The sequence below is a fragment of the Longispora sp. NPDC051575 genome, assembly GCF_040681875.1.
Taxonomy (GTDB): domain Bacteria; phylum Actinomycetota; class Actinomycetes; order Mycobacteriales; family Micromonosporaceae; genus Longispora.
Map to the genome: position 1 here is coordinate 292,074 of NZ_JBFAZP010000010.1, position 17,661 is coordinate 309,734.

At 70.2% G+C, this 17,661-nt stretch carries 19 protein-coding genes; 14 read left to right on the forward strand and 5 right to left on the reverse strand.

What is annotated here, in order from left to right; translation table 11 throughout:
• Nucleotides 1-9: 9 nt before the first annotated feature.
• Both AB0M43_RS30460 and AB0M43_RS30465 read left to right on the forward strand, forming a co-directional pair.
• Nucleotides 10-1,266 (forward strand): RNA-guided endonuclease TnpB family protein, encoded by a 1,257-nt coding sequence (locus AB0M43_RS30460; RefSeq protein ID WP_363729219.1) that lies wholly within the window; start codon nt 10-12, stop codon nt 1,264-1,266.
• Nucleotides 1,263-1,649: a RidA family protein gene (locus AB0M43_RS30465; RefSeq protein ID WP_363729220.1), complete on the forward strand. Its 387-nt coding sequence runs from the start codon at nt 1,263-1,265 to the stop codon at nt 1,647-1,649. Before AB0M43_RS30460 ends, AB0M43_RS30465 begins: the two co-directional genes overlap by 4 nt.
• Before the next feature lie 203 nt (nt 1,650-1,852).
• Here AB0M43_RS30465 and AB0M43_RS30470 read toward each other — a convergent pair whose 3' ends face one another.
• The gene (locus tag AB0M43_RS30470; protein WP_363729221.1) at nt 1,853-2,596 is read right to left on the reverse strand and encodes an SDR family oxidoreductase; all 744 of its coding nucleotides are present in this window, start codon (nt 2,594-2,596) and stop codon (nt 1,853-1,855) included.
• 81 nt (nt 2,597-2,677) lie between these two features.
• On the opposite strand from AB0M43_RS30470, the gene clpB reads away from it, so the two are divergent.
• The 5 genes from clpB (at nt 2,678) to AB0M43_RS30495 (ending at nt 7,984) form a co-directional block, all read left to right on the forward strand.
• Nucleotides 2,678-5,263, forward strand: coding sequence for an ATP-dependent chaperone ClpB (gene clpB, locus AB0M43_RS30475; protein ID WP_363729222.1), 2,586 nt, complete (start codon nt 2,678-2,680; stop codon nt 5,261-5,263).
• Nucleotides 5,264-5,451: 188 nt separating this feature from the next.
• Complete coding sequence (locus AB0M43_RS30480; protein WP_363729223.1) at nt 5,452-6,051, forward strand: hypothetical protein; 600 nt, start codon at nt 5,452-5,454, stop codon at nt 6,049-6,051.
• Between the two features lie 34 nt (nt 6,052-6,085).
• Nucleotides 6,086-6,865, forward strand: a complete 780-nt coding sequence (locus AB0M43_RS30485) for an SDR family oxidoreductase (RefSeq protein ID WP_363729224.1) — start codon at nt 6,086-6,088, stop codon at nt 6,863-6,865.
• 10 nt (nt 6,866-6,875) lie between these two features.
• Nucleotides 6,876-7,403: an orotate phosphoribosyltransferase gene (pyrE, locus tag AB0M43_RS30490; RefSeq protein ID WP_363729225.1), complete on the forward strand. Its 528-nt coding sequence runs from the start codon at nt 6,876-6,878 to the stop codon at nt 7,401-7,403.
• Nucleotides 7,404-7,606: 203 nt separating this feature from the next.
• Entirely contained in the window at nt 7,607-7,984 is a 378-nt protein-coding gene (locus AB0M43_RS30495; RefSeq protein ID WP_197006164.1) for a metalloregulator ArsR/SmtB family transcription factor, read from the forward strand.
• A 57-nt stretch (nt 7,985-8,041) separates the two neighbouring features.
• Here AB0M43_RS30495 and AB0M43_RS30500 read toward each other — a convergent pair whose 3' ends face one another.
• A complete protein-coding gene (locus AB0M43_RS30500; RefSeq protein ID WP_363729226.1) occupies nt 8,042-8,770 on the reverse strand; it encodes a DedA family protein in 729 nt (242 codons plus the stop codon).
• Between the two features lie 159 nt (nt 8,771-8,929).
• Nucleotides 8,930-9,955: a class II fructose-bisphosphate aldolase gene (gene fbaA / locus AB0M43_RS30505; protein WP_363729227.1), complete on the reverse strand. Its 1,026-nt coding sequence runs from the start codon at nt 9,953-9,955 to the stop codon at nt 8,930-8,932.
• Between the two features lie 105 nt (nt 9,956-10,060).
• Here fbaA and AB0M43_RS30510 point away from each other — a divergent pair, with 105 nt between their 5' ends.
• The 5 genes from AB0M43_RS30510 to AB0M43_RS30530 all read left to right on the forward strand — a co-directional run bounded on the left by AB0M43_RS30510 (nt 10,061) and on the right by AB0M43_RS30530 (nt 13,591).
• Nucleotides 10,061-10,216, forward strand: coding sequence for a hypothetical protein (locus AB0M43_RS30510; RefSeq protein WP_363729228.1), 156 nt, complete (start codon nt 10,061-10,063; stop codon nt 10,214-10,216).
• 95 nt (nt 10,217-10,311) lie between these two features.
• Complete coding sequence (locus AB0M43_RS30515; RefSeq protein WP_363729229.1) at nt 10,312-10,869, forward strand: SigE family RNA polymerase sigma factor; 558 nt, start codon at nt 10,312-10,314, stop codon at nt 10,867-10,869.
• Nucleotides 10,862-11,755 carry a hypothetical protein gene (locus AB0M43_RS30520; protein WP_363729230.1) on the forward strand — a complete coding sequence of 298 codons (894 nt, stop codon included), beginning with the start codon at nt 10,862-10,864 and terminating at the stop codon, nt 11,753-11,755. Before AB0M43_RS30515 ends, AB0M43_RS30520 begins: the two co-directional genes overlap by 8 nt.
• A gap of 75 nt (nt 11,756-11,830) precedes the next feature.
• Nucleotides 11,831-12,940, forward strand: coding sequence for a hypothetical protein (locus tag AB0M43_RS30525; RefSeq protein ID WP_363729231.1), 1,110 nt, complete (start codon nt 11,831-11,833; stop codon nt 12,938-12,940).
• 243 nt (nt 12,941-13,183) lie between these two features.
• Entirely contained in the window at nt 13,184-13,591 is a 408-nt protein-coding gene (locus AB0M43_RS30530) for a DUF3151 domain-containing protein (RefSeq protein WP_363729232.1), read from the forward strand.
• On the opposite strand, the gene AB0M43_RS30535 is transcribed toward AB0M43_RS30530, so the two are convergent.
• Nucleotides 13,581-14,453, reverse strand: a complete 873-nt coding sequence (locus tag AB0M43_RS30535) for a diacylglycerol kinase family protein (RefSeq protein ID WP_363729233.1) — start codon at nt 14,451-14,453, stop codon at nt 13,581-13,583. The genes AB0M43_RS30530 and AB0M43_RS30535 overlap by 11 nt on opposite strands.
• Before the next feature lie 78 nt (nt 14,454-14,531).
• Between AB0M43_RS30535 and AB0M43_RS30540 the strand changes: the two genes are divergently transcribed.
• Nucleotides 14,532-15,830 (forward strand): adenylosuccinate synthase, encoded by a 1,299-nt coding sequence (locus tag AB0M43_RS30540; protein WP_363729234.1) that lies wholly within the window; start codon nt 14,532-14,534, stop codon nt 15,828-15,830.
• A 115-nt stretch (nt 15,831-15,945) separates the two neighbouring features.
• Complete coding sequence (gene purD, locus AB0M43_RS30545; protein ID WP_363729235.1) at nt 15,946-17,166, forward strand: phosphoribosylamine--glycine ligase; 1,221 nt, start codon at nt 15,946-15,948, stop codon at nt 17,164-17,166.
• Nucleotides 17,167-17,272: 106 nt separating this feature from the next.
• Here the strand turns inward: purD and AB0M43_RS30550 are convergent, their stop codons facing one another.
• Nucleotides 17,273-17,587, reverse strand: coding sequence for a hypothetical protein (locus AB0M43_RS30550; protein ID WP_363729236.1), 315 nt, complete (start codon nt 17,585-17,587; stop codon nt 17,273-17,275).
• Between the last annotated feature and the right edge of the window lie 74 nt (nt 17,588-17,661).

A 17,661-nucleotide genomic window follows, 5' to 3' on the forward strand; every position in this document is an offset into this window, starting at 1 on the left:
TCCGTCCCCGTGAAGGTCCGATACCGCTACCGGGTCGAGCCAACCCCACAGCAAAGTAGGGATCTGGCTCGAGTATTCGGGTGCGCGCGGGTTGTCTACAACGACGCGATCCGGCTGCGCGAGCAGGTTCGTGCGGCCGGTGGGAGGATCGGGCCGACGGCTGTACAGGCGGCGGTGACAGCGCGGGCCAAAGTTACACCTGAGCGGGCGTGGCTGGTCGAGGTCAGTTCGGACGCGCTGATTCAGGCGGTGCGTGACTGCAACACCGCGTATGCGAACTTCTTCGCGTCGCTGTCCGGCAAGCGTGCGGGCCGGCGAATGGGTGCTCCCCGTCTCCGGTCCAGGAAGGACAACCGGCAGTCGGTGCGGTTCAGCCGCAACGGCTTCCGCCTCGGCCTCGATGGCCGGCTGTATGTAGCGAAGATCGGCTCGCTCAAGGTCCGTTGGTCGAGGGATCTGCCTTCGGAGCCGTCAAGCGTGACCATCATCCGGGAAGCGGATGGAAAGTTCTACGCCTCCTTCGTCGTGGAGCGTGATCCGACCCCTCTTCCAGGTACCGACCTTGAGTGCGGGTTGGACCTCGGGCTGACCACCATGGCCGTTGTGGCGGACACCGAGGGCTGCATCACGACGGTGGCCAACCCGCGCCAGTTGGCCCGCAGGCAGCGGCACCTGCGTCGAGTTCAGCGCCAGCTGTGTAGGAAGAAGAAGGGCTCCAGCAATCGGGCAAAGGCCCGACTCAAGGTGGCGAAGGTCCACGGGAAGATCCGCCGGGCCCGGGCCGACCATCACCACAAACTCGCCCTAGTACTGGTCCGCGACAACCAAGTGGTCCACGTCGAGAATCTCAACATTGCCGGGATGATCCGTAACCGGCGGCTGGCCCGTGCGATCTCGGACGCTGCGTGGGGCCTGCTCATCTCGTGTTTGAAGGCCAAGGCCGAACAGCACGGCCGCATCGTGCACGTCGTGGACCGGTGGCTCCCCAGCTCCAAGACTTGTTCCCAGTGCGGGCACAAACTGGCTGCCCTGGCCCTAACGGTCCGCGCCTGGACATGCCCCACATGTGGGGCCGAACATGACCGCGACGGCAACGCCGCAGTGAATATTCTCGCCGCCGGGCAGGCGGAGAGACGAAACGCTTGTGGAGCCCATGTAAGACTGCCCTCCGGGGCGGCGACGGGTGTCGAAGCAAGAACCACCCCTATCCAGCGGCGAAGCCGCCGGGGAATCGATGCCCTGGTGGGCGGGGAGGATGTCAAGTGAAACGTATCAACCCAGCGGAGCTGGCCGCGCCGAGCGGGTTCGCGCACGCCGTGGTGGGGACCGGCACGATGGTCTTCCTGGCCGGTCAGACCGCCCTCGACAAGGAGGGCCGGATCGTCCCCGGTGGCGTCGTCGAGCAGTTCGAGCAGGCGCTCGGGAACCTGTTGACCGCGCTCGCCGCGGCCGGGGGCCGGCCTGACCAGTTGGCGAAGGTGACGATCTACATCGTGGACGTCGAGGACTACCGGGCGCATGCCAGGGACATCGGCCGGGTGTGGAAGCGGCTCGCCGGGCAGGAGTATCCGGCGGCGGCGGGGATCGGGATCGCGCGCCTGTGGGATGCCGAGGCGCTGGTGGAGATCGAGGGGATCGCCGTTCTGTAGCGGGGTGCCGGGGTGGGCGCGCCTGGCGGCACGCCCACCCCGGCCGCACCCTGTGGTGGCGCCCACCGGGCCGCACCTCGCCATCGCGCCGACCCGGGGCCGCACCTGACCGCCGCGCCCGCCCGGGCCGCACCCCGCAGCACCCCGCCATCACGCGCCCGCAACAACCCGGCCTCCCCGCGCGGCCCACCCCGACCCAGTCCTCAGGACTGAACCGCGCCCCCATCCACATTCAGCGCCTGCCCGGTGACGGCCCCGTTCCCGACGCAGTACAGCACCGCTGCCGTCACCTCCTCCACCGTGATCAACTTCCCGGTCGGCTGCTTGCGCGCCAGCACCTGCCGCGCCTCCTCGGCCGTGCGCCCCGTCTTCGCCACGATCGCGGCCACCGACTGGTCGGTCATCGGGGTGTCCACGTACCCGGGGCACACGGCGTTCACCGTCACCCCGGTCCGGGCCAGCTCGGCGGCGGCCGACCGGACCAGCCCGAGCACCCCGTGCTTCGCCGCCGTGTACGCCGCGATGTACGGCTCCCCGATCTTGCTCGCGACCGAGGCGATGACGACGATCCGGCCGTACCCCCCGTCGACCATGGCCGGCACCGCGCGCCGGACGCACCGGAACGGCGCGGTGAGGTTCAGGTCGAGCATCGCCTGCCAGTCGGCGTCGGTGATCTTCGCGAGCGGCGAGGTACTGGCCCCGCCGGCGTTCGCGACCAGGATCTCGACCGGCCCGAAGCCCTTCTCGACCTGCTCGAACACGTCCTCGATGTCGGTGGTGATGTCGGCCGGGACGACGAGGGTCGGCCCGGTGCAGAGCGCGGCGGTCTCGGTCAGCTCGCCCATGTTGCGCGCCGTGAGCGCCACACTGTGGCCGGCGGCGGACAGCGCGACGGCGACGGCCCGTCCGATGCCACGCCCAGCCCCGGTAACCAGACAGGTCGACATGGCTTCACCCTAGTGCGCCATTCGTAGCCATCGCACTGGAGCACTTAGCGAGACAGAGTTGAGTCGGCTACGCTCAACCTCATGAACGCTGAGCGCCTGACCACCAAGAGCCGTGAGGTCATCTCCGCCGCCGTCTCCGACGCCACGCAGCGGGGCCACGCGATCGTCGAGCCCTGGCACCTGCTGCTGGCCCTCCTCGACACCGGCGGCTCCACCGCGCCGGCCCTGCTCCGGGCGGTCGGCGCCAACGGCGCGGATGTCCGGCGGGCCGCCGCCCGGGCGCTGGAGCGGATGCCTTCCGCGCACGGCACGACGGTCGCCGAGCCCAGCCTGTCCCGCGAGGTCGTCAACGCGCTCAACGCCGCCGAGCACGTGGCCCAGCCGCTGGGCGACGAGTACATCTCGACGGAGCACCTGCTGGCCGGCCTGGCCCAGCTCGGCGGCGACGTGTCGGCCGCGCTCAAGGGCGCCGGGGCCAACGCCGAGCAGCTGATCGCCGCGTTCCCGCAGATCAGGGGCGGGGACCGGCGGGTGACGAGCAGCGACCCGGAGCAGACGTTCCAGGCCCTGGAGAAGTACGGGCTGGATCTGACCGCCAAGGCCCGCGACGGCAAGGTGGACCCGGTCATCGGGCGCGACGCCGAGATCAGGCGCGTGATCCAGGTGCTCTCGCGGCGTACCAAGAACAATCCGGTCCTGATCGGCGAGCCCGGGGTCGGCAAGACCGCGATCGTGGAGGGCCTGGCGCAGCGGATCGTGGCCGGGGACGTGCCCGACAGCCTCAAGGACAAGCGGCTCGTGTCGCTCGACCTGGGCGCGATGGTCGCCGGCGCCTCCTACCGGGGCCAGTTCGAGGAGCGGTTGAAGTCCGTGCTGGAGGAGATCAAGTCCAGCGACGGGCAGGTGATCACCTTCCTGGACGAGCTGCACACCGTCGTCGGCGCGGGCAAGGCCGAGGGCTCGATGGACGCGGGCAACATGCTCAAGCCGATGCTCGCCCGGGGTGAGCTGCGGATGGTCGGCGCGACCACCCTGGATGAGTACCGGGAGCACATCGAGAAGGACCCGGCCCTGGAGCGCCGGTTCCAGCCCGTCGTGGTCGGCGAGCCCAGCCCGGAGGACACGATCGGCATCCTGCGCGGGCTGAAGGAGCGCTACGAGGTGCACCACGGGGTGCGGATCACCGACGCGGCCCTGGTCGCGGCGGCGACCCTGTCCGACCGGTACATCGCGGACCGGTTCCTGCCCGACAAGGCCATCGACCTGGTGGACGAGGCGGCGTCCCGGCTCCGGATGGAGATCGACTCGCTGCCCGTCGAGGTGGACGAGATCGAACGGATCGTCCGCCGGCTGGAGATCGAGGAGATGGCGCTGGCCAAGGAGCCCGACGTGGCCTCCGCCGAGCGCCTCGAACGGCTGCGCGGCGAGCTGGCCGACCGGCGCGAGCAGCTCGCGGTGCTCAGCGACCGGTGGCGCAACGAGAAGGCGCACATCACGGCCATCTCCGAGGCCAAGCAGGAGCTGGAGGATCTGCGGGCCACCGCCGACCGGGCCGAGCGCGACGCCGACCTGGGCCGCGCCGCCGAGCTGCGGTACGGGCGGATCCCGGCCCTGGAGGCCGAGCTGGTCGAGGCCGAGCGCCAGCTGGCCACCCTGCAGAGTGACGGCGCGATGCTGAAGGAGGAGGTGTCCGCCGACGACATCGCCGAGGTGATCGAGGCGTGGACGGGCATCCCCGCCGGCCGGATGCTGGAGGGCGAGACGGCGAAGCTGCTCCGGATGGAGGAGTCCCTCACCGAGCGGGTCGTCGGCCAGCCGGAGGCGATCCGCGCGGTCAGCGACGCGGTGCGCCGGGCGCGCGCCGGGATCGCCGACCCCGACCGGCCGACGGGCAGCTTCCTGTTCCTCGGCCCGACCGGTGTCGGCAAGACGGAGCTGGCCAAGGCGCTCGCGGGCTTCCTGTTCGACGACGAGCGGGCGATGATCCGGATCGACATGAGCGAGTACGCGGAGAAGCACTCCGTCGCCCGCCTCGTCGGCGCGCCCCCCGGCTACGTGGGGTACGAGTCGGGTGGCCAGCTCACCGAGGCCGTCCGCCGCCGCCCGTACAGCGTCGTGCTGCTCGACGAGGTGGAGAAGGCGCACCCGGACGTGTTCGACGTGCTGCTCCAGGTGCTCGACGACGGCCGGCTCACCGACGGCCAGGGCCGCACCGTGGACTTCCGCAACACGATCCTGGTCCTGACGTCCAACCTGGGCTCGCACGCCATCGCCGACCCGCTGCTCACCGAGGACCAGCGGCACGACGAGGTGATGGCGGCGGTCCGGACGTCGTTCAAGCCGGAGTTCGTCAACCGGCTCGACGACATCGTGGTGTTCCACGCGCTGAGCCTCGCCGAGCTGAAGTCGATCGTGGACATCCAGCTGGACGTGCTGGCCCGGCGGCTCGCGGACCGCCGGCTGACCCTGGAGGTGTCCGAGGGGGCCAGGACCTGGCTGGCCGAGCACGGCTTCGACCCGCTGTACGGGGCACGTCCGCTGCGTCGGCTCGTCCAGTCCTCGATCGGCGACCAGCTGGCCCGGGCACTCCTGGGCGGCGAGCTGCGCGACGGTGACCGGGTGCTGGTGGACGCGACGGGTACGGGGCTGCGGGTCACCCGGGGCTGACCGGGCGACAACGGGACCGCCCCCGCCGCACCGGATCGGCACGGTCCCGGCACCGGATCGTCGCGGCCCGCCGGCACCACCGAGGCCCTGGCCTGCCCGCGAGGCCCGCAGGTCTACTGCTGGGGAAGGAGAGGTGTCTCCTTCTCCAGCGTGACCCATCCGTCTCACACTTCCTTTACGGTTCACGTATGACTCAGTTTCCTTCGCCGCCGCCGGCTCAGCCCGCGCGTCAGCGGCCCAGCCTCGTCACGGCCGCGTCCGGACTGCTGGCGGTCGTGGCCGTCCTGATCCTGATCTACGCCGTGGTGGGCCTTCTCGGTCAGACCGACGAGGTGAAGGCCGCCACCGACGCGTACTACAAGACCATCCCCGGCGGGGGTGGCGGCATGGAGAACTTCAGCAAGCTCACCGGCGGTGTCGGCGTCGCGATCAACGCCGTCATCGCGCTCGGCTTCCTGGCTCTGGCGTTCTACACCGCCCAGGGCAAGCAGGTCGCACGCATCCTGACCTGGGTGTTCGCCGGTATCGCCTCGCTGTGCTGCATCTGTGGCGCCGGTTCGATCGGCCTGCAGGGCTCGCTGAAGAACTCGATCCCCGAGGGCGACCAGCGTGACGCGTACATCAGGATGCTCGACGCCCAGCCCGGTTGGCTGGTCCCGGTGAGCGTCACCGTCCAGGCCCTGGTGGCGATCGCCCTGCTCGCCGCGATCATCATGCTGGCCCTGCCGGCCGCGAACGCGTACTTCCGCAAGCCGGTCGAGGAGTGGACCCCGCCGGCACAGTTCTAGGACACGACGCGGTGGGCACGCTACGTTGAGCAGCGTGCCCACTGCCCTCATCACCGGCGCGACCGCCGGCATCGGCGCGGAGTTCGCGCGCCAGCTCGCCCATGACGGCTACGACCTGGTGCTGGTGGCCCGGGACGCCGGCCGGCTGGAGTCCTTCGCCGAGGAGCTCCGGGGGCAGCACGGGCGGACGGTCGAGGTGCTGCCCGCCGACCTGGCGGAGGAGGCCGGTTGCTCCACGGTGGCCGACCGGCTGGTCAAGGGCGTGGACCTGCTGGTCAACAACGCCGGCATCGGCCTGAACACGTCCTTCGTCAAGGTGGACTACGCCGATGAGCGCCGGATGCTCCGGTTGAACGTCGAGGCCGTGCTCCGCCTGACCCACGCGGCCCTGCCGCACATGGTCGCCCAGGGCTCGGGCGGCGTGATCAACGTGTCGTCCGTGGCGGGCTTCGGCGTGCTGGCCCCGGGCTCGACGTACTCGTCCTCGAAGGCCTGGGTCACCAACTTCAGCCAGTCGATCGCCCTGTCGGTCCGTAAGCGCGGGGTCACCGTGATGTCACTGTGTCCGGGGTTCACGCATACGGAATTCCATGACAGGGCGGGCATTTCGAAGAAGGGTCAGCCGTCGTGGTCGTGGCTCTCGGCGGAGCAGGTGGTCCGCGACGGGCTGCGCGACTTCCGGCGTGGCAAGCTGGTATCGATACCCAGCGTGAAGTACAAGGTGTCGGTGTTCCTGTTGCGCCACCTGCCGTCGACTCTCATGTATCGCCTGGCAGGGGACACCCGGGGAAAGTCGCGCGACGCAGGTACGTAAGCTCATCACTATGACCGACCGTGACGACCTGCTTCAGCTGATCAAGGAATTGGCCGTCGTGCACGGCAAGGTGGTGCTCTCCTCCGGCCTGGAGGCCGACTACTACCTGGACCTGCGCCGTATCTCCCTGCACCACGCCGCCGCCCCGCTCGTGGGTCGCGTGTTGCGCGAACTCACCTCCGACTGGAACTACGCCGCGGTCGGTGGACTCACCCTGGGCGCCGACCCGGTGGCCGGCGCGGTCATGCACGCGCCCGGCCGGCCGATCGACGCGTTCGTGGTGCGCAAGGCCGCCAAGGCGCACGGTATGCAGCAGCGGATCGAGGGCCCGAGCGTGGCCGGCAAGCGGGTGCTGGTGGTCGAGGACGTCTCGACGACCGGTGGTAGCCCGTTGACGGCTGTGGAGGGTGTCCGCGAGGCCGGTGGCGAGGTCGCCGGGGTCGCCTTGATTGTGGACCGAGGCGCCGGGGACACCATCCGGGCGGCCGGACTGGACTGTCGCGCCGCGTACACCCTGAAAGATCTAGGCTTGTCCTGATCCGGCTGGGGTTGACCCAGATCGGTGGTTTACGATGTTTCCTGTGAGTAGGCCGTCAACCTATCGGCCGACAGTCGTTAGCTCTCTAGGTGAGCGTGAGGCGACACACAGGGTCGATGACCGCTCCGCGTGGCATTCTCTTACGAGAAGCCGCTGATCCGGATTTGTAAATATCTATTCGAATCGATAGTAGTGTTGGAAGGATGAAGCACGTGGGTGCCGCCGTGGCCGAGAAAATGATGCCCAACCTGTCGCCGCTCACTGGCGAGCCTCTGGAGCGTGCGGATGCCGAGCGCCTTGCTGGCGTGCTGAAGGCGCTCGCCGACCCGGCTCGGCTTCGCCTGCTGAGCCTGATCCAGTCGTCCCCGGACGGTGAGGCGTGCGTGTGCGACCTGACCGCGCCGCTGGGCCTGAGCCAGCCGACCGTCTCCCACCACCTGCGCATCCTCACGGAGGCCCAGCTCCTCGAGCGCGAGAAGCGCGGCGTGTGGGCCTTCTACCGTCTGGTGCCGTCGGCGATCGGCGCTGTCGCCGAGCTGCTGACCCCGCCGCGCAAGCGTGGTGGCCGCAAGACCCGCTAGTCCTAATATGCAATGAGGGCCACCCGATCATCGGGTGGCCCTCATTCGTTTGTTTGTTCAGCCGATATTCGTCTTGGCGCGCTTGCGCTCGCGGAGGTTCCGGAAGACCTCGATAAAGATCGGCAGCATCGAGATCAGCACGATCAACATGACGACCGGCAGGATGTACTTGTCGATGTTCTCGACACCGATGCTGTCGAGGATCTGCTTGGCCAGGAAGTGGCCGACGAGGATGATGCCGTCGGTCCACAGGATGCCGCCGATGACGTTCCACAGCAGGAACGTCTTCGCGGGCATGCCGAGCATCCCGGCGACCGGGTTCAGCACGGTGCGCACGATGGGGATGAACCGGGCGAGCACCACGGCCTTCGCCGGGCCGAACTTCGTGAAGTAGTGCTCCGCCTTGTCGATGTACTCCGGCTTGAACAGCTTCTGGAACAGCCGGGACTTCTGGTTCTCGAACAGCCGCGTGCCGTACTTCGCGCCGAGGTGGTGGCCGAGCTGGGCGCCCACGATCGCGCAGATGGGCGCGCCGATCAGCAGCCCGACCAGGGAGATCTTAGTGCCGACGATCTCCATGGCGACCTCGGAGGAGGCCACTCCGGCGAGGAACAGCAGCGAGTCGCCGGGCAGGAAGAAGCCGACCAGAAGACCGGTTTCGGCGAACATGATGAACCAGACACCGATCATGGCGAATGGGCCCATGGCCTGCAGCCAGTCTTTCGCGTTGAGCGGGTTGAAGCCGAGGCCGTCGAGCGCGGCCTGAGTCTTGTCTGCGAGGTTCACGCCCCCGAGGTTACCCGGAGCGCTCCGAGGGCCCTCGGGGGCGTGCGACAGCCGTCACAGTGTGAGCCCGGCCGGGCAGGGCCCGGGAAACCCGTCAAGGGCTCCGACGGGTACGCGAAAGGCGCCGGTCGACCGACCGGCGCCCGTTGCGGTCAGGTGCTACTTCGAGGACGTCGTACCCGTCGAGCGCAGGTGCTCGCACGCCTCGACGACCCGGGCGGCCATGCCACCCTCGGCGGCCTTGCCCCAGGCCCGCGGGTCGTACTGCTTCTTGTTGCCGACCTCGCCGTCGATCTTCAGCACGCCGTCGTAGTTCTGGAACATGTGCGCGGCGACGGGCCGGCTGAACGCGTACTGGGTGTCGGTGTCGATGTTCATCTTCACCACGCCGTGGTCCACCGCGTCCCGGATCTCCGAGAGCAGGGAGCCGGAGCCGCCGTGGAACACCAGGTCGAACGGCTTGTCCTTGCCGTACTTGGCGCCGACCGCGTCCTGGATCTCCTTCAGGATCTCCGGCCGCAGCACGACCCCGCCCGGCTTGTACACGCCGTGCACGTTGCCGAAGGTCAGCGCGGCCATGTAGCGGCCCTTCTCGCCGACCCCGAGCGCGGCGGCGGTGGCCAGGCCGTCCTCGATCGTGGTGTACAGCTTGTCGTCGATCGCGCCGACGACCCCGTCCTCCTCGCCGCCCACGACGCCGATCTCGACCTCGAGGATGATCTTCGCGGCGGCGGACAGGGCCAGCAGCTCCTGCGCGATCTCGAGGTTCTCGTCCAGCGGTACCGCCGAGCCGTCCCACATGTGCGACTGGAACAGCGGGTTCTCGCCCCGGGCCACGCGCTCGGCGGAGATCGCCAGCAGCGGGCGGACGAAGCCGGCCAGCTTGTCCTTCGGGCAGTGGTCGGTGTGCAGCGCGATGTTGACGCCGAAGTTCTTGGCGACCTCGTGCGCGTACGCGGCGAAGGCGACGCTGCCGGTGACCATGTCCTTGACGGTCGGGCCGGACAGGTACTCCGCGCCGCCCGTGGAGACCTGGATGATCCCGTCGGACTCGGCCTCGGCGAAGCCCCGGAGCGCGGCGTTGAGGGTCTGCGAGGAGCTCACGTTGATCGCGGGGTACGCGAACGCGCCGGCCTTGGCGCGGTCGAGCATGTCGGCGTACACCTCGGGAGAAGCGATGGGCATTACTGCTCCTTTTGTCTAGATCGAAACGCGAGACCGCGCTGTCCCTCCACCCGGAGTATTCCGCAGTGCCACCCCGCCGTCGCGGTCGGCCCGTACTGTGGGCATATGGCCCGTGACGAAATCCCGGAGCTCGAGGCACTGGAAGAGATCATCGAGGCGGAGACCCTGCCCGAGGAGGAACCGGTGATCGGGATCGAGACCCCGGAGGCCGACGCCATCGAACAGGCCCGGGCCGTCCCGGACGAGGACTACGACGGATAGGTCCGCCGTCCGCGCAATCACCGACCACCCGTTCTTCGTGTCCCAGGTGTCGACCGCGCCCGGAGGTGGCGTGGCGGGACACGAGGGGAGCGGCGGTGCCGGATCAGGCCGCGTCGGCCGCGCGGGAGCAGCAGCCCGGCGGACCACCCGGACGCGACAGCTTCGCCGAGTTCTACACCGCCTGCTACGGGCGACTGGCCGCCCAACTGAGCGCCTACCTGGGTGACGCCGCCGAGGCGGAGGACGTCGTCCAGGAGGCCCTGCTGCGCGCCTGGCAGCGTTGGCGCACCGTCAGCGCCTACGAGGAACCCTTCGCATGGGTACGACGGGTCGCCTGGAACCTCGCCACCAGCCGGTGGCGGCGGATCGTGCTGGAGAACAAGTTCCGGAGCCGGCAGCGCGCCGAGTCGACCGCCGCGCTCGGACCCGAGAACGTCGCCCTGGTGGCCGCGCTGCGCCAGCTCCCCGACCGGCAGCGCCGCGCCATCGTCCTGCACTACATCGCCGACCTGTCGGTGGCCGACATCTCGGCGGAACTGTCCGCGCCCCGGGGCACGGTGCTGTCCTGGCTGCACCGCGGCCGCGCCCAACTCTCCGGCCTGCTCGCCGAGACCGACACCGAGACCTCGAAGGGCGGGTACGACCGTGGCTGACCTGAACCCGGACCACGAGCAGGACGTTCCGGTCCCGTCCGCGCTGTTCGGCTTCCGTGACACCGCGCCCGGGGCGTTCGTCGCGCCGCCGGTGGCCAGTGTCGTGGCGGCCGGGGCGCGTCGTCGCCAGCGCCGGACCGTGGTGGCGGCGGCCGCGCTGTCCCTGGTCGTACTCGGCGGGGTCGGCGGGGTGGTCAACGCGGCCCGGAGCGGCCCGGACCAGCTGCCGACGGGCGTGACGCCCAGCCCGGTGGCCCCGACGCCGTTCCCGACGCCGAGCCGTGGGCCCTCCGTCCCCCCGACGCTCACGCCGACGGTCACCCCGACGACGAAGCCCTCCTCCGTCCCGCCCAGCGCGTCGACGAGGCCACCCCTCACCGTGGTACCGCCGGCGGCGATGCTCGCGCTCACCGACCTGGAGACCGGCTACCGGGTGGCTCCTGAGGACGCCCCGGGCACCGGCGACTGGATGATGTCCTACTGGACGCAGTACTGCGCCGCCGCCTCGACACTGCCGGCGACGGCGGGCATCAGCAGGAGGGACCGGTCCTTCCTCAAGGGCGAGGGCGAGACGGCCGACGCGGTCTACCAGCGGGTCGAGCTGGAGCCGCTCGCCAGCCAGCAGCTGGAGCACTGGCGGCAGTGGGCCACGCGGTGCGCCAAGCGCGGCACCCTGACCGTGACGATCCTCGACTCGGGGTTCGCCGGCGACGGATCGCTGATGGTCAAGGTCTCGAATCTGGACGGCGGCGTGGAGTACGGCGGGACGTACGTCCTGGTCAGGGTGGGTGACCTGATCACCGAGATCGCCGGCCGGCACTCCGGGGAGCGCGACGTCGCGGTCAAGGCCGCCCAGCGGCTGTGCGCGATCGCCGGCAGCTGCTGAACGGGTCGGACGGGCGGGAATTCCCGCCCCGTCTGGCCCCTCCCGCCGCGCGGAAGCTGTGCTCTCATTGTCCACATGCCCTACAGCCCCGATGAGATCGAGACCCTCGCCGAGCTGGCCCCGCACGTCCGGCGCGGCACCCTCGCCGGCCTGACCCTGCAGGGCCTGGACCTGACCGGGGTCGACCTGGCCGGCGTGGCTCTCGCGGACACCCTGTTCGTCGGCTGCCACTTCGTGGACCGTCAGGTCGCCGCCGAGCTGGTGCTGCGCGGCGCGGCCGTCATCCCGCCGTTCCCGGACGCGCCGTTCACCACCCACCCCTCCCGGTTGTACTCGGCCGAGGACCTCGCCGCCGGGTTCGCCCAGGACGGCTTCGAGGGGATGTACGACACGGTCGTCTACCGGCACTTCGTCAAGCAGGGCGGCGCGACCCCGGACGTGCGGACCGCGATCGCCCAGCGGCTGCACGACTCCGGCATCGACGACGCGCTGGAGGAGGAGATGGCCGAGTGGCGCGGCCTGCACCCGGGCGGGCCGGTGGTCGGCATCATGGGCGGACACGCCGAACCCCGAGGCTCCCACGGGTACCGGCAGGCGGCCGACATCAGCAACCGGCTCACCGCGAACGGTGCGCTCGTCGTCACGGGTGGCGGCCCCGGGGTGATGGAGGCGGCGAACCTCGGCGCGTACCTGCCCGGCGACGCATTGACCGAGGCCGTGGACGAGTTGGCGACCGCCCCGGATTTCCGCGACCACGACCGGTACACCGGAAAGGCCCTGGATCTTCGCGCGAAATTTCCTTCCACAGGAGGCGGTCTCGCCATTCCCACGTGGTTGTACGGCCACGAACCGGCAAATCTCTTCGCGGCCAAGATCGCCAAGTATTTCAGCAACGCGTTGCGCGAGGACATCATTCTCCGGCTGGCCCGGGGCGGCATCGTGTTCGCCGAGGGCCGCGCGGGCACCGTGCAGGAGGTGTTCCAGGCCGCGACGAAGACCTTCTATGCGACCGACGGCCCCAGCGGCCCGTTCGTGTTCCTCGGCGCCAGGTACTGGACCGAGGACCTGCCCGCCCCCGCGCTGCTCCGCACCCTGCTCACAGCCGCTCCGGGCGGGGACCAGTCGCATCTGGTGCACGTCACCGACGACATCGACGAGGCGCTGGCGGTCCTGACCGGAGGCTGACCGTCCGGGGCCGTGCCCGGTGTGGACCCGAGGTCACGGGGCCCGGACAGGCAACAGCCCGGCGTCACTGTCGGAACGCCGGGCTGCCTTACCGGTCCTGGGGAGGCTCCGGAGTTATATTTGTATCGCCTAGAGCCCGTTGGGCGTTACCGGCCGGACGCTCACCTTTTACTGGCCGTCCGCGTGATGCAGGTCTCAACCGTTCGGTTAAGAGTCCGAAGTTTCCTACCAGACAATGGTGCGATGAAGAATCTGATGCCCGGAGTGCCGGAGACCCTGCTCGACATCGAAACCGGTCCGGCGACAGCGCTGGCCAACGGCGAGGACCCGGCGACCGTCGCCGCGCAGTACCCGACGTCGAGTGCCGCGTGGGCCGCGCTCGCCGACCGGGCGTACCAGGCCGGCGAGGTCGTGACCTCCTACGCGTTCGCCCGCACCGGCTACCACCGCGGCCTGGACCAGCTCCGCCGCGCCGGCTGGAAGGGCCACGGCCCCGTGCCGTGGAACCACGAGCCCAACCAGGGCTTCCTGCGCGCCCTGCACGCCCTGGGCCGCGCGGCCGACGCGATCGGCGAGTCGGACGAGGCGGCCCGCTGCGCCCAGTTCCTCCGCGACTGTGACCCGGCCGCCGGGGACGCTCTTACTGGCTGACCTGCACGTACACGGCCCAGGCGTCGCGCTCGATCCACCAGTTGCGGCGCTTGGGCACCGTGCCCTCCACCCCGTCGTCCAGGTACGGCAGCGAGTCGACCTTCGGGGTGATGCCGACGGCCCGGCCGCGCGCCCGGCGTACCTCGATGCGGGTCTTCGCCTTGAAGACGCCCTTGCTGACCACCGGCACCGCGACGGCCACGTCGACCAGCCCGTCGTCGGGGACCGCGCCCGGGGCGAGCGGCAGGCCGTCGAACGTGGCGTAGCCCGAGCCGTTCGCGACCGCGATGGCCAGGATCGGCTCCTCGCCGTCGCTGAGCACGATGTCGTCCACCTCCACGCCCGCCCGCCACGTCTGGGCGCGGCCCGCGTCGTCGGTGGTGCCGAGCAGGGCCCCGTTGAGGGTGACCGAGCCGGCGTCGGTGCGCAGCAGGTCCAGCCGGCGGATCGTGCCCGCGATCACGGCTGCGGCGACCTCGGCCGGGTCCTTGGGCAACCCGAGGAGCGTCACGAGGGGTGAGGCGTCCAGCGGCAGCACCCCGATCGGCGGCAGGTCCGGGACGGTCCGGTCGGCGGGCAGGTCGTCGGTGCGCTTCCCCGGCGCGGGGGCGTAGCGCTTCACGAGCCGGCGGAGCACCGCCCGGAGTTCCCCGTCGGTGCTCGCGGCGACGACCAGCCGTTTGTTCGACTCGAGTACGGCGTCGATCTCCGCGTCGGAGTTCGCCGTGACAAGCGTCACCTCGGCACCCGCCGCGCGCAGCGCGTCACGGCAGTGCAGCACGGGAGTACGCGTCCCGCACCCGCCGTCATCGCAGCACCCACCGGCGCCGTCACCCAACGTGAGGATGATGACCTCGCTCACCGGGACCCCCTTCGTCAGTTCGTGGGTTAGCCTTTCATCCGCATCGGTTAGGCTGCGGCGCGGGTTAGGGGCGGACATATGTCAGCGATTGTTCTTATTGGCGCGCAGTGGGGCGATGAAGGCAAGGGAAAGATCACCGACATGCTCGGCGGTCAGACCGACTACGTCGTGCGCTACTCGGGCGGCAACAACGCCGGACACACCGTCGTGACCCCGGACGGCCAGAAGTACGCACTGCACCTCTTGCCCTCCGGCGCGCTGTCCCCCACCGCGATCATCGTCATCGGCAACGGCGTCGTCATCGACCCGAAGGTCCTCCTGGGTGAGATCGACGGCCTCGCCGAGCGCGGCATGGACGTCACCCCCCGGCTGCGGATCTCCGGCGACGCGCACCTCGTCATGCCCCACCACCGGGCGCTGGACCGGGTCGTCGAGCGCTACCTCGGCTCCGCGAAGATCGGCACCACCGGCCGGGGCATCGGCCCGTCCTACGGCGACAAGGTCGCCCGGATGGGCATCCGCGCCCAGGACCTGCTCGACCCGGGCATCCTGCGCAAGAAGCTCGAGCTGGCGCTGCGCGAGAAGAACCAGATCCTCACCAAGGTGTACAACCGCAAGGCGCTGGACCTGGAGGTCGTCCTCGAGGAGTACCTGGGGTACGCCGAGCGGATCGCCCCCTTCATCGTCGACACCCGCACCCTGATCTGGGACGCGCTCGACCGCGGCGAGGTCGTGCTGTTCGAGGGCGCGCAGGCCACCATGCTCGACATGGACCACGGCACCTACCCGTTCGTGACCTCCTCGAACCCGATCTCCGCCGGGGCCTGCGTCGGGGCCGGTGTGCCGCCGACCCGGATCACCCAGGTGATCGGCGTGACGAAGGCGTACACGACCCGGGTCGGCTCGGGGCCGTTCCCGACCGAGCTGCTCGACGAGATGGGCGAGCACATCCGCAAGACGGGCGGCGAGTACGGCACGACGACCGGTCGCGAGCGGCGCACCGGCTGGTTCGACGCCGTCATCGGCCGGTACGCGACCCGGCTCAACGGGATCACCGACCTCGTCGTCACGAAGCTCGACATCCTCTCCGGCCTGGAGCAGGTCCCGATCTGCGTGGCGTACGACGTCGACGGGGTGCGCCACCACGACATCCCGATGACCCAGACGGACTTCCACCACGCGAAGCCGGTGTACGAGTACCTGCCCGGCTGGTGGGAGGACATCTCCAAGGCGCGGGTGTTCGAGGACCTGCCGGTCAACGCGCAGAACTACGTCAAGCGCATCGAGGAGCTGTGCGGGACGAAGGTCAGCATCGTGGGGGTGGGCCCGGGGCGCGACGAGAACGTGGTCATCCACGAACTGATCCCGCGCCGCTAGCCACCACCGGACCCGGGTCGGGGCCACGAGCGCCTCGACCCGAGTCCTGAGCCCCGAGCCCAGGCGGGCCGACCGGGCCGACAGCCCTGATCCGGCCGTGAAATAGGCTGTGGACGTGCGCGTACTTGTGATCGGCACCGGGGGGCGCGAGCACGCCCTGGTCACCGCCCTGTCCCTCGACCCCGCCGTCAGCCACGTCCTGGCCGCCCCCGGTAACCCCGGGATGGCAGCCGTGGCCGAGCTGCGTGCCGTGGACCCCATGGACCCGGCCGCCGTCGCGGCCCTGGCCGTGGAGACCGCCGCCGACCTCGTGATCGTCGGCCCTGAGGCACCCCTGGTCGCGGGGGTCGCCGACGCCGTGCGCGCCGCCGGGATCGCCACCTTCGGTCCGTCGTTCGAGGCCGCCCGGCTGGAGGGTTCGAAGGACTTCTCCAAGGCCGTGATGGCCGCCGCCGGCATCCCGACCGCGAGGTCGTACACGTGTGACACGCCGGAGCAGGCCGCCGCCGCGCTGGACGAGTTCGGCGCGCCGTACGTGGTGAAGGACGACGCGCTGGCCGCTGGGAAGGGCGTCGCGGTCACCGACGACCGGGACACCGCCCTCGCGCACGCCGCCGCGTGTGGCCGGGTGGTGATCGAGGAGTACCTCGACGGGCCCGAGGTGTCGCTGTTCGTGGTGTGCGAGGGGCTGACCGGCGTGCCGCTGCTGCCCGCCCAGGATTTCAAGCGGATCGGGGACGGAGACACGGGGCTCAACACGGGCGGCATGGGTGCGTACGCGCCGCTGTCGTGGGCGCCCGCCGACCTCGTACCCGTCGTGATGTCCGAGGTCGTGGCGCCGCTGCTGGCGGAGATGGACTCCCGGGGTACCCCCTTCGGTGGTCTGTTGTTCGTGGGTCTGGCCCTGACGGCCAAGGGCCCGAAGGTGATCGAGTTCAACGTGCGGTTCGGCGACCCGGAGACCCAGGTCGTGCTGCCGCTGCTCAGGTCGGGGCTCGGGGAGCTGCTGCACGCGGCGGCGACCGGGAAGCTGGCCGGGCACCCGCCGCTGGAGTGGCACGACGGCGCGGCGGTGGCCGTGGTCATGGCCTCCGCCGGCTACCCGGTCACGTCCCGGTCGGGCGACGTCATCACCGGCGCGGACGACCCGGGCGTGCTGCACGCCGGCACGGCGCGCGACGGGGCGGGCGAGCTCGTCACCGCCGGTGGCCGGGTGCTGTGCTGCACGGCGGTCGCGGACTCGGTGCCCGAGGCGCGGGCGGCCGCCTACCGGCTCGTGGAGAAGGTGCGTTTCGACGGCGCGCAGCACCGGACGGACATCGCCGCCGAGCGGTGACCCGGAATCGTCGCAGGGCGCTTGGCGGCATCACGGAATCGCCGCCCGGGCGGTGACGGCACGCCGGATTGCGCGGCGGGGAATGGCGCACTCGTGGGGCCAGGTTCTAGTTCCGTGACTCGAAAGACAGCACAAATCCGCCGTCGGGTACCGGCCGATAGGTGATCGCGCCGGTCGAGTGCGTGAGTACCTCGGCCCGGCAATGCGTCGGTACCGCGCCCGCGAGCCATTCGTGGTCCCGTTCGAACTGGTGCCACGCGTGTTCGTCGACGGCTTCGGCGTCCACGATGAGGCAGGAGCAGTGGTAGATGGCCGTGCCGTCCAGCACGGCCGGGAACATCGGCTTGTGGCAGACAGCCCCGCACCAGAGGAGTTCTCGGAGCAGGTGTCCGCCGACTGGCACTTTTGTGGTGCTGTCCATGTGGTTTCCTCTCTGCTCTCCATTCCACTCTGGTGCATGCCGCCCGGAATAGTGGTCGGTTGTTGAGTGAATGT

Coding starts and splice junctions, on each gene's coding strand:
- AB0M43_RS30510 (WP_363729228.1), top strand. CDS start 10,061: ATGGCCCGTGACGAAATCCCGGAGCTCGAGGCACTGGAAGAGATCATC.
- AB0M43_RS30525 (WP_363729231.1), top strand. CDS start 11,831: ATGCCCTACAGCCCCGATGAGATCGAGACCCTCGCCGAGCTGGCCCCG.
- AB0M43_RS30470 (WP_363729221.1), bottom strand. CDS start 2,596: ATGTCGACCTGTCTGGTTACCGGGGCTGGGCGTGGCATCGGACGGGCC.
- AB0M43_RS30530 (WP_363729232.1), top strand. CDS start 13,184: ATGAAGAATCTGATGCCCGGAGTGCCGGAGACCCTGCTCGACATCGAA.
- AB0M43_RS30540 (WP_363729234.1), top strand. CDS start 14,532: ATGTCAGCGATTGTTCTTATTGGCGCGCAGTGGGGCGATGAAGGCAAG.
- AB0M43_RS30495 (WP_197006164.1), top strand. CDS start 7,607: ATGAAGCACGTGGGTGCCGCCGTGGCCGAGAAAATGATGCCCAACCTG.
- AB0M43_RS30550 (WP_363729236.1), bottom strand. CDS start 17,587: ATGGACAGCACCACAAAAGTGCCAGTCGGCGGACACCTGCTCCGAGAA.
- pyrE (WP_363729225.1), top strand. CDS start 6,876: ATGACCGACCGTGACGACCTGCTTCAGCTGATCAAGGAATTGGCCGTC.
- clpB (WP_363729222.1), top strand. CDS start 2,678: ATGAACGCTGAGCGCCTGACCACCAAGAGCCGTGAGGTCATCTCCGCC.
- AB0M43_RS30480 (WP_363729223.1), top strand. CDS start 5,452: ATGACTCAGTTTCCTTCGCCGCCGCCGGCTCAGCCCGCGCGTCAGCGG.
- fbaA (WP_363729227.1), bottom strand. CDS start 9,955: ATGCCCATCGCTTCTCCCGAGGTGTACGCCGACATGCTCGACCGCGCC.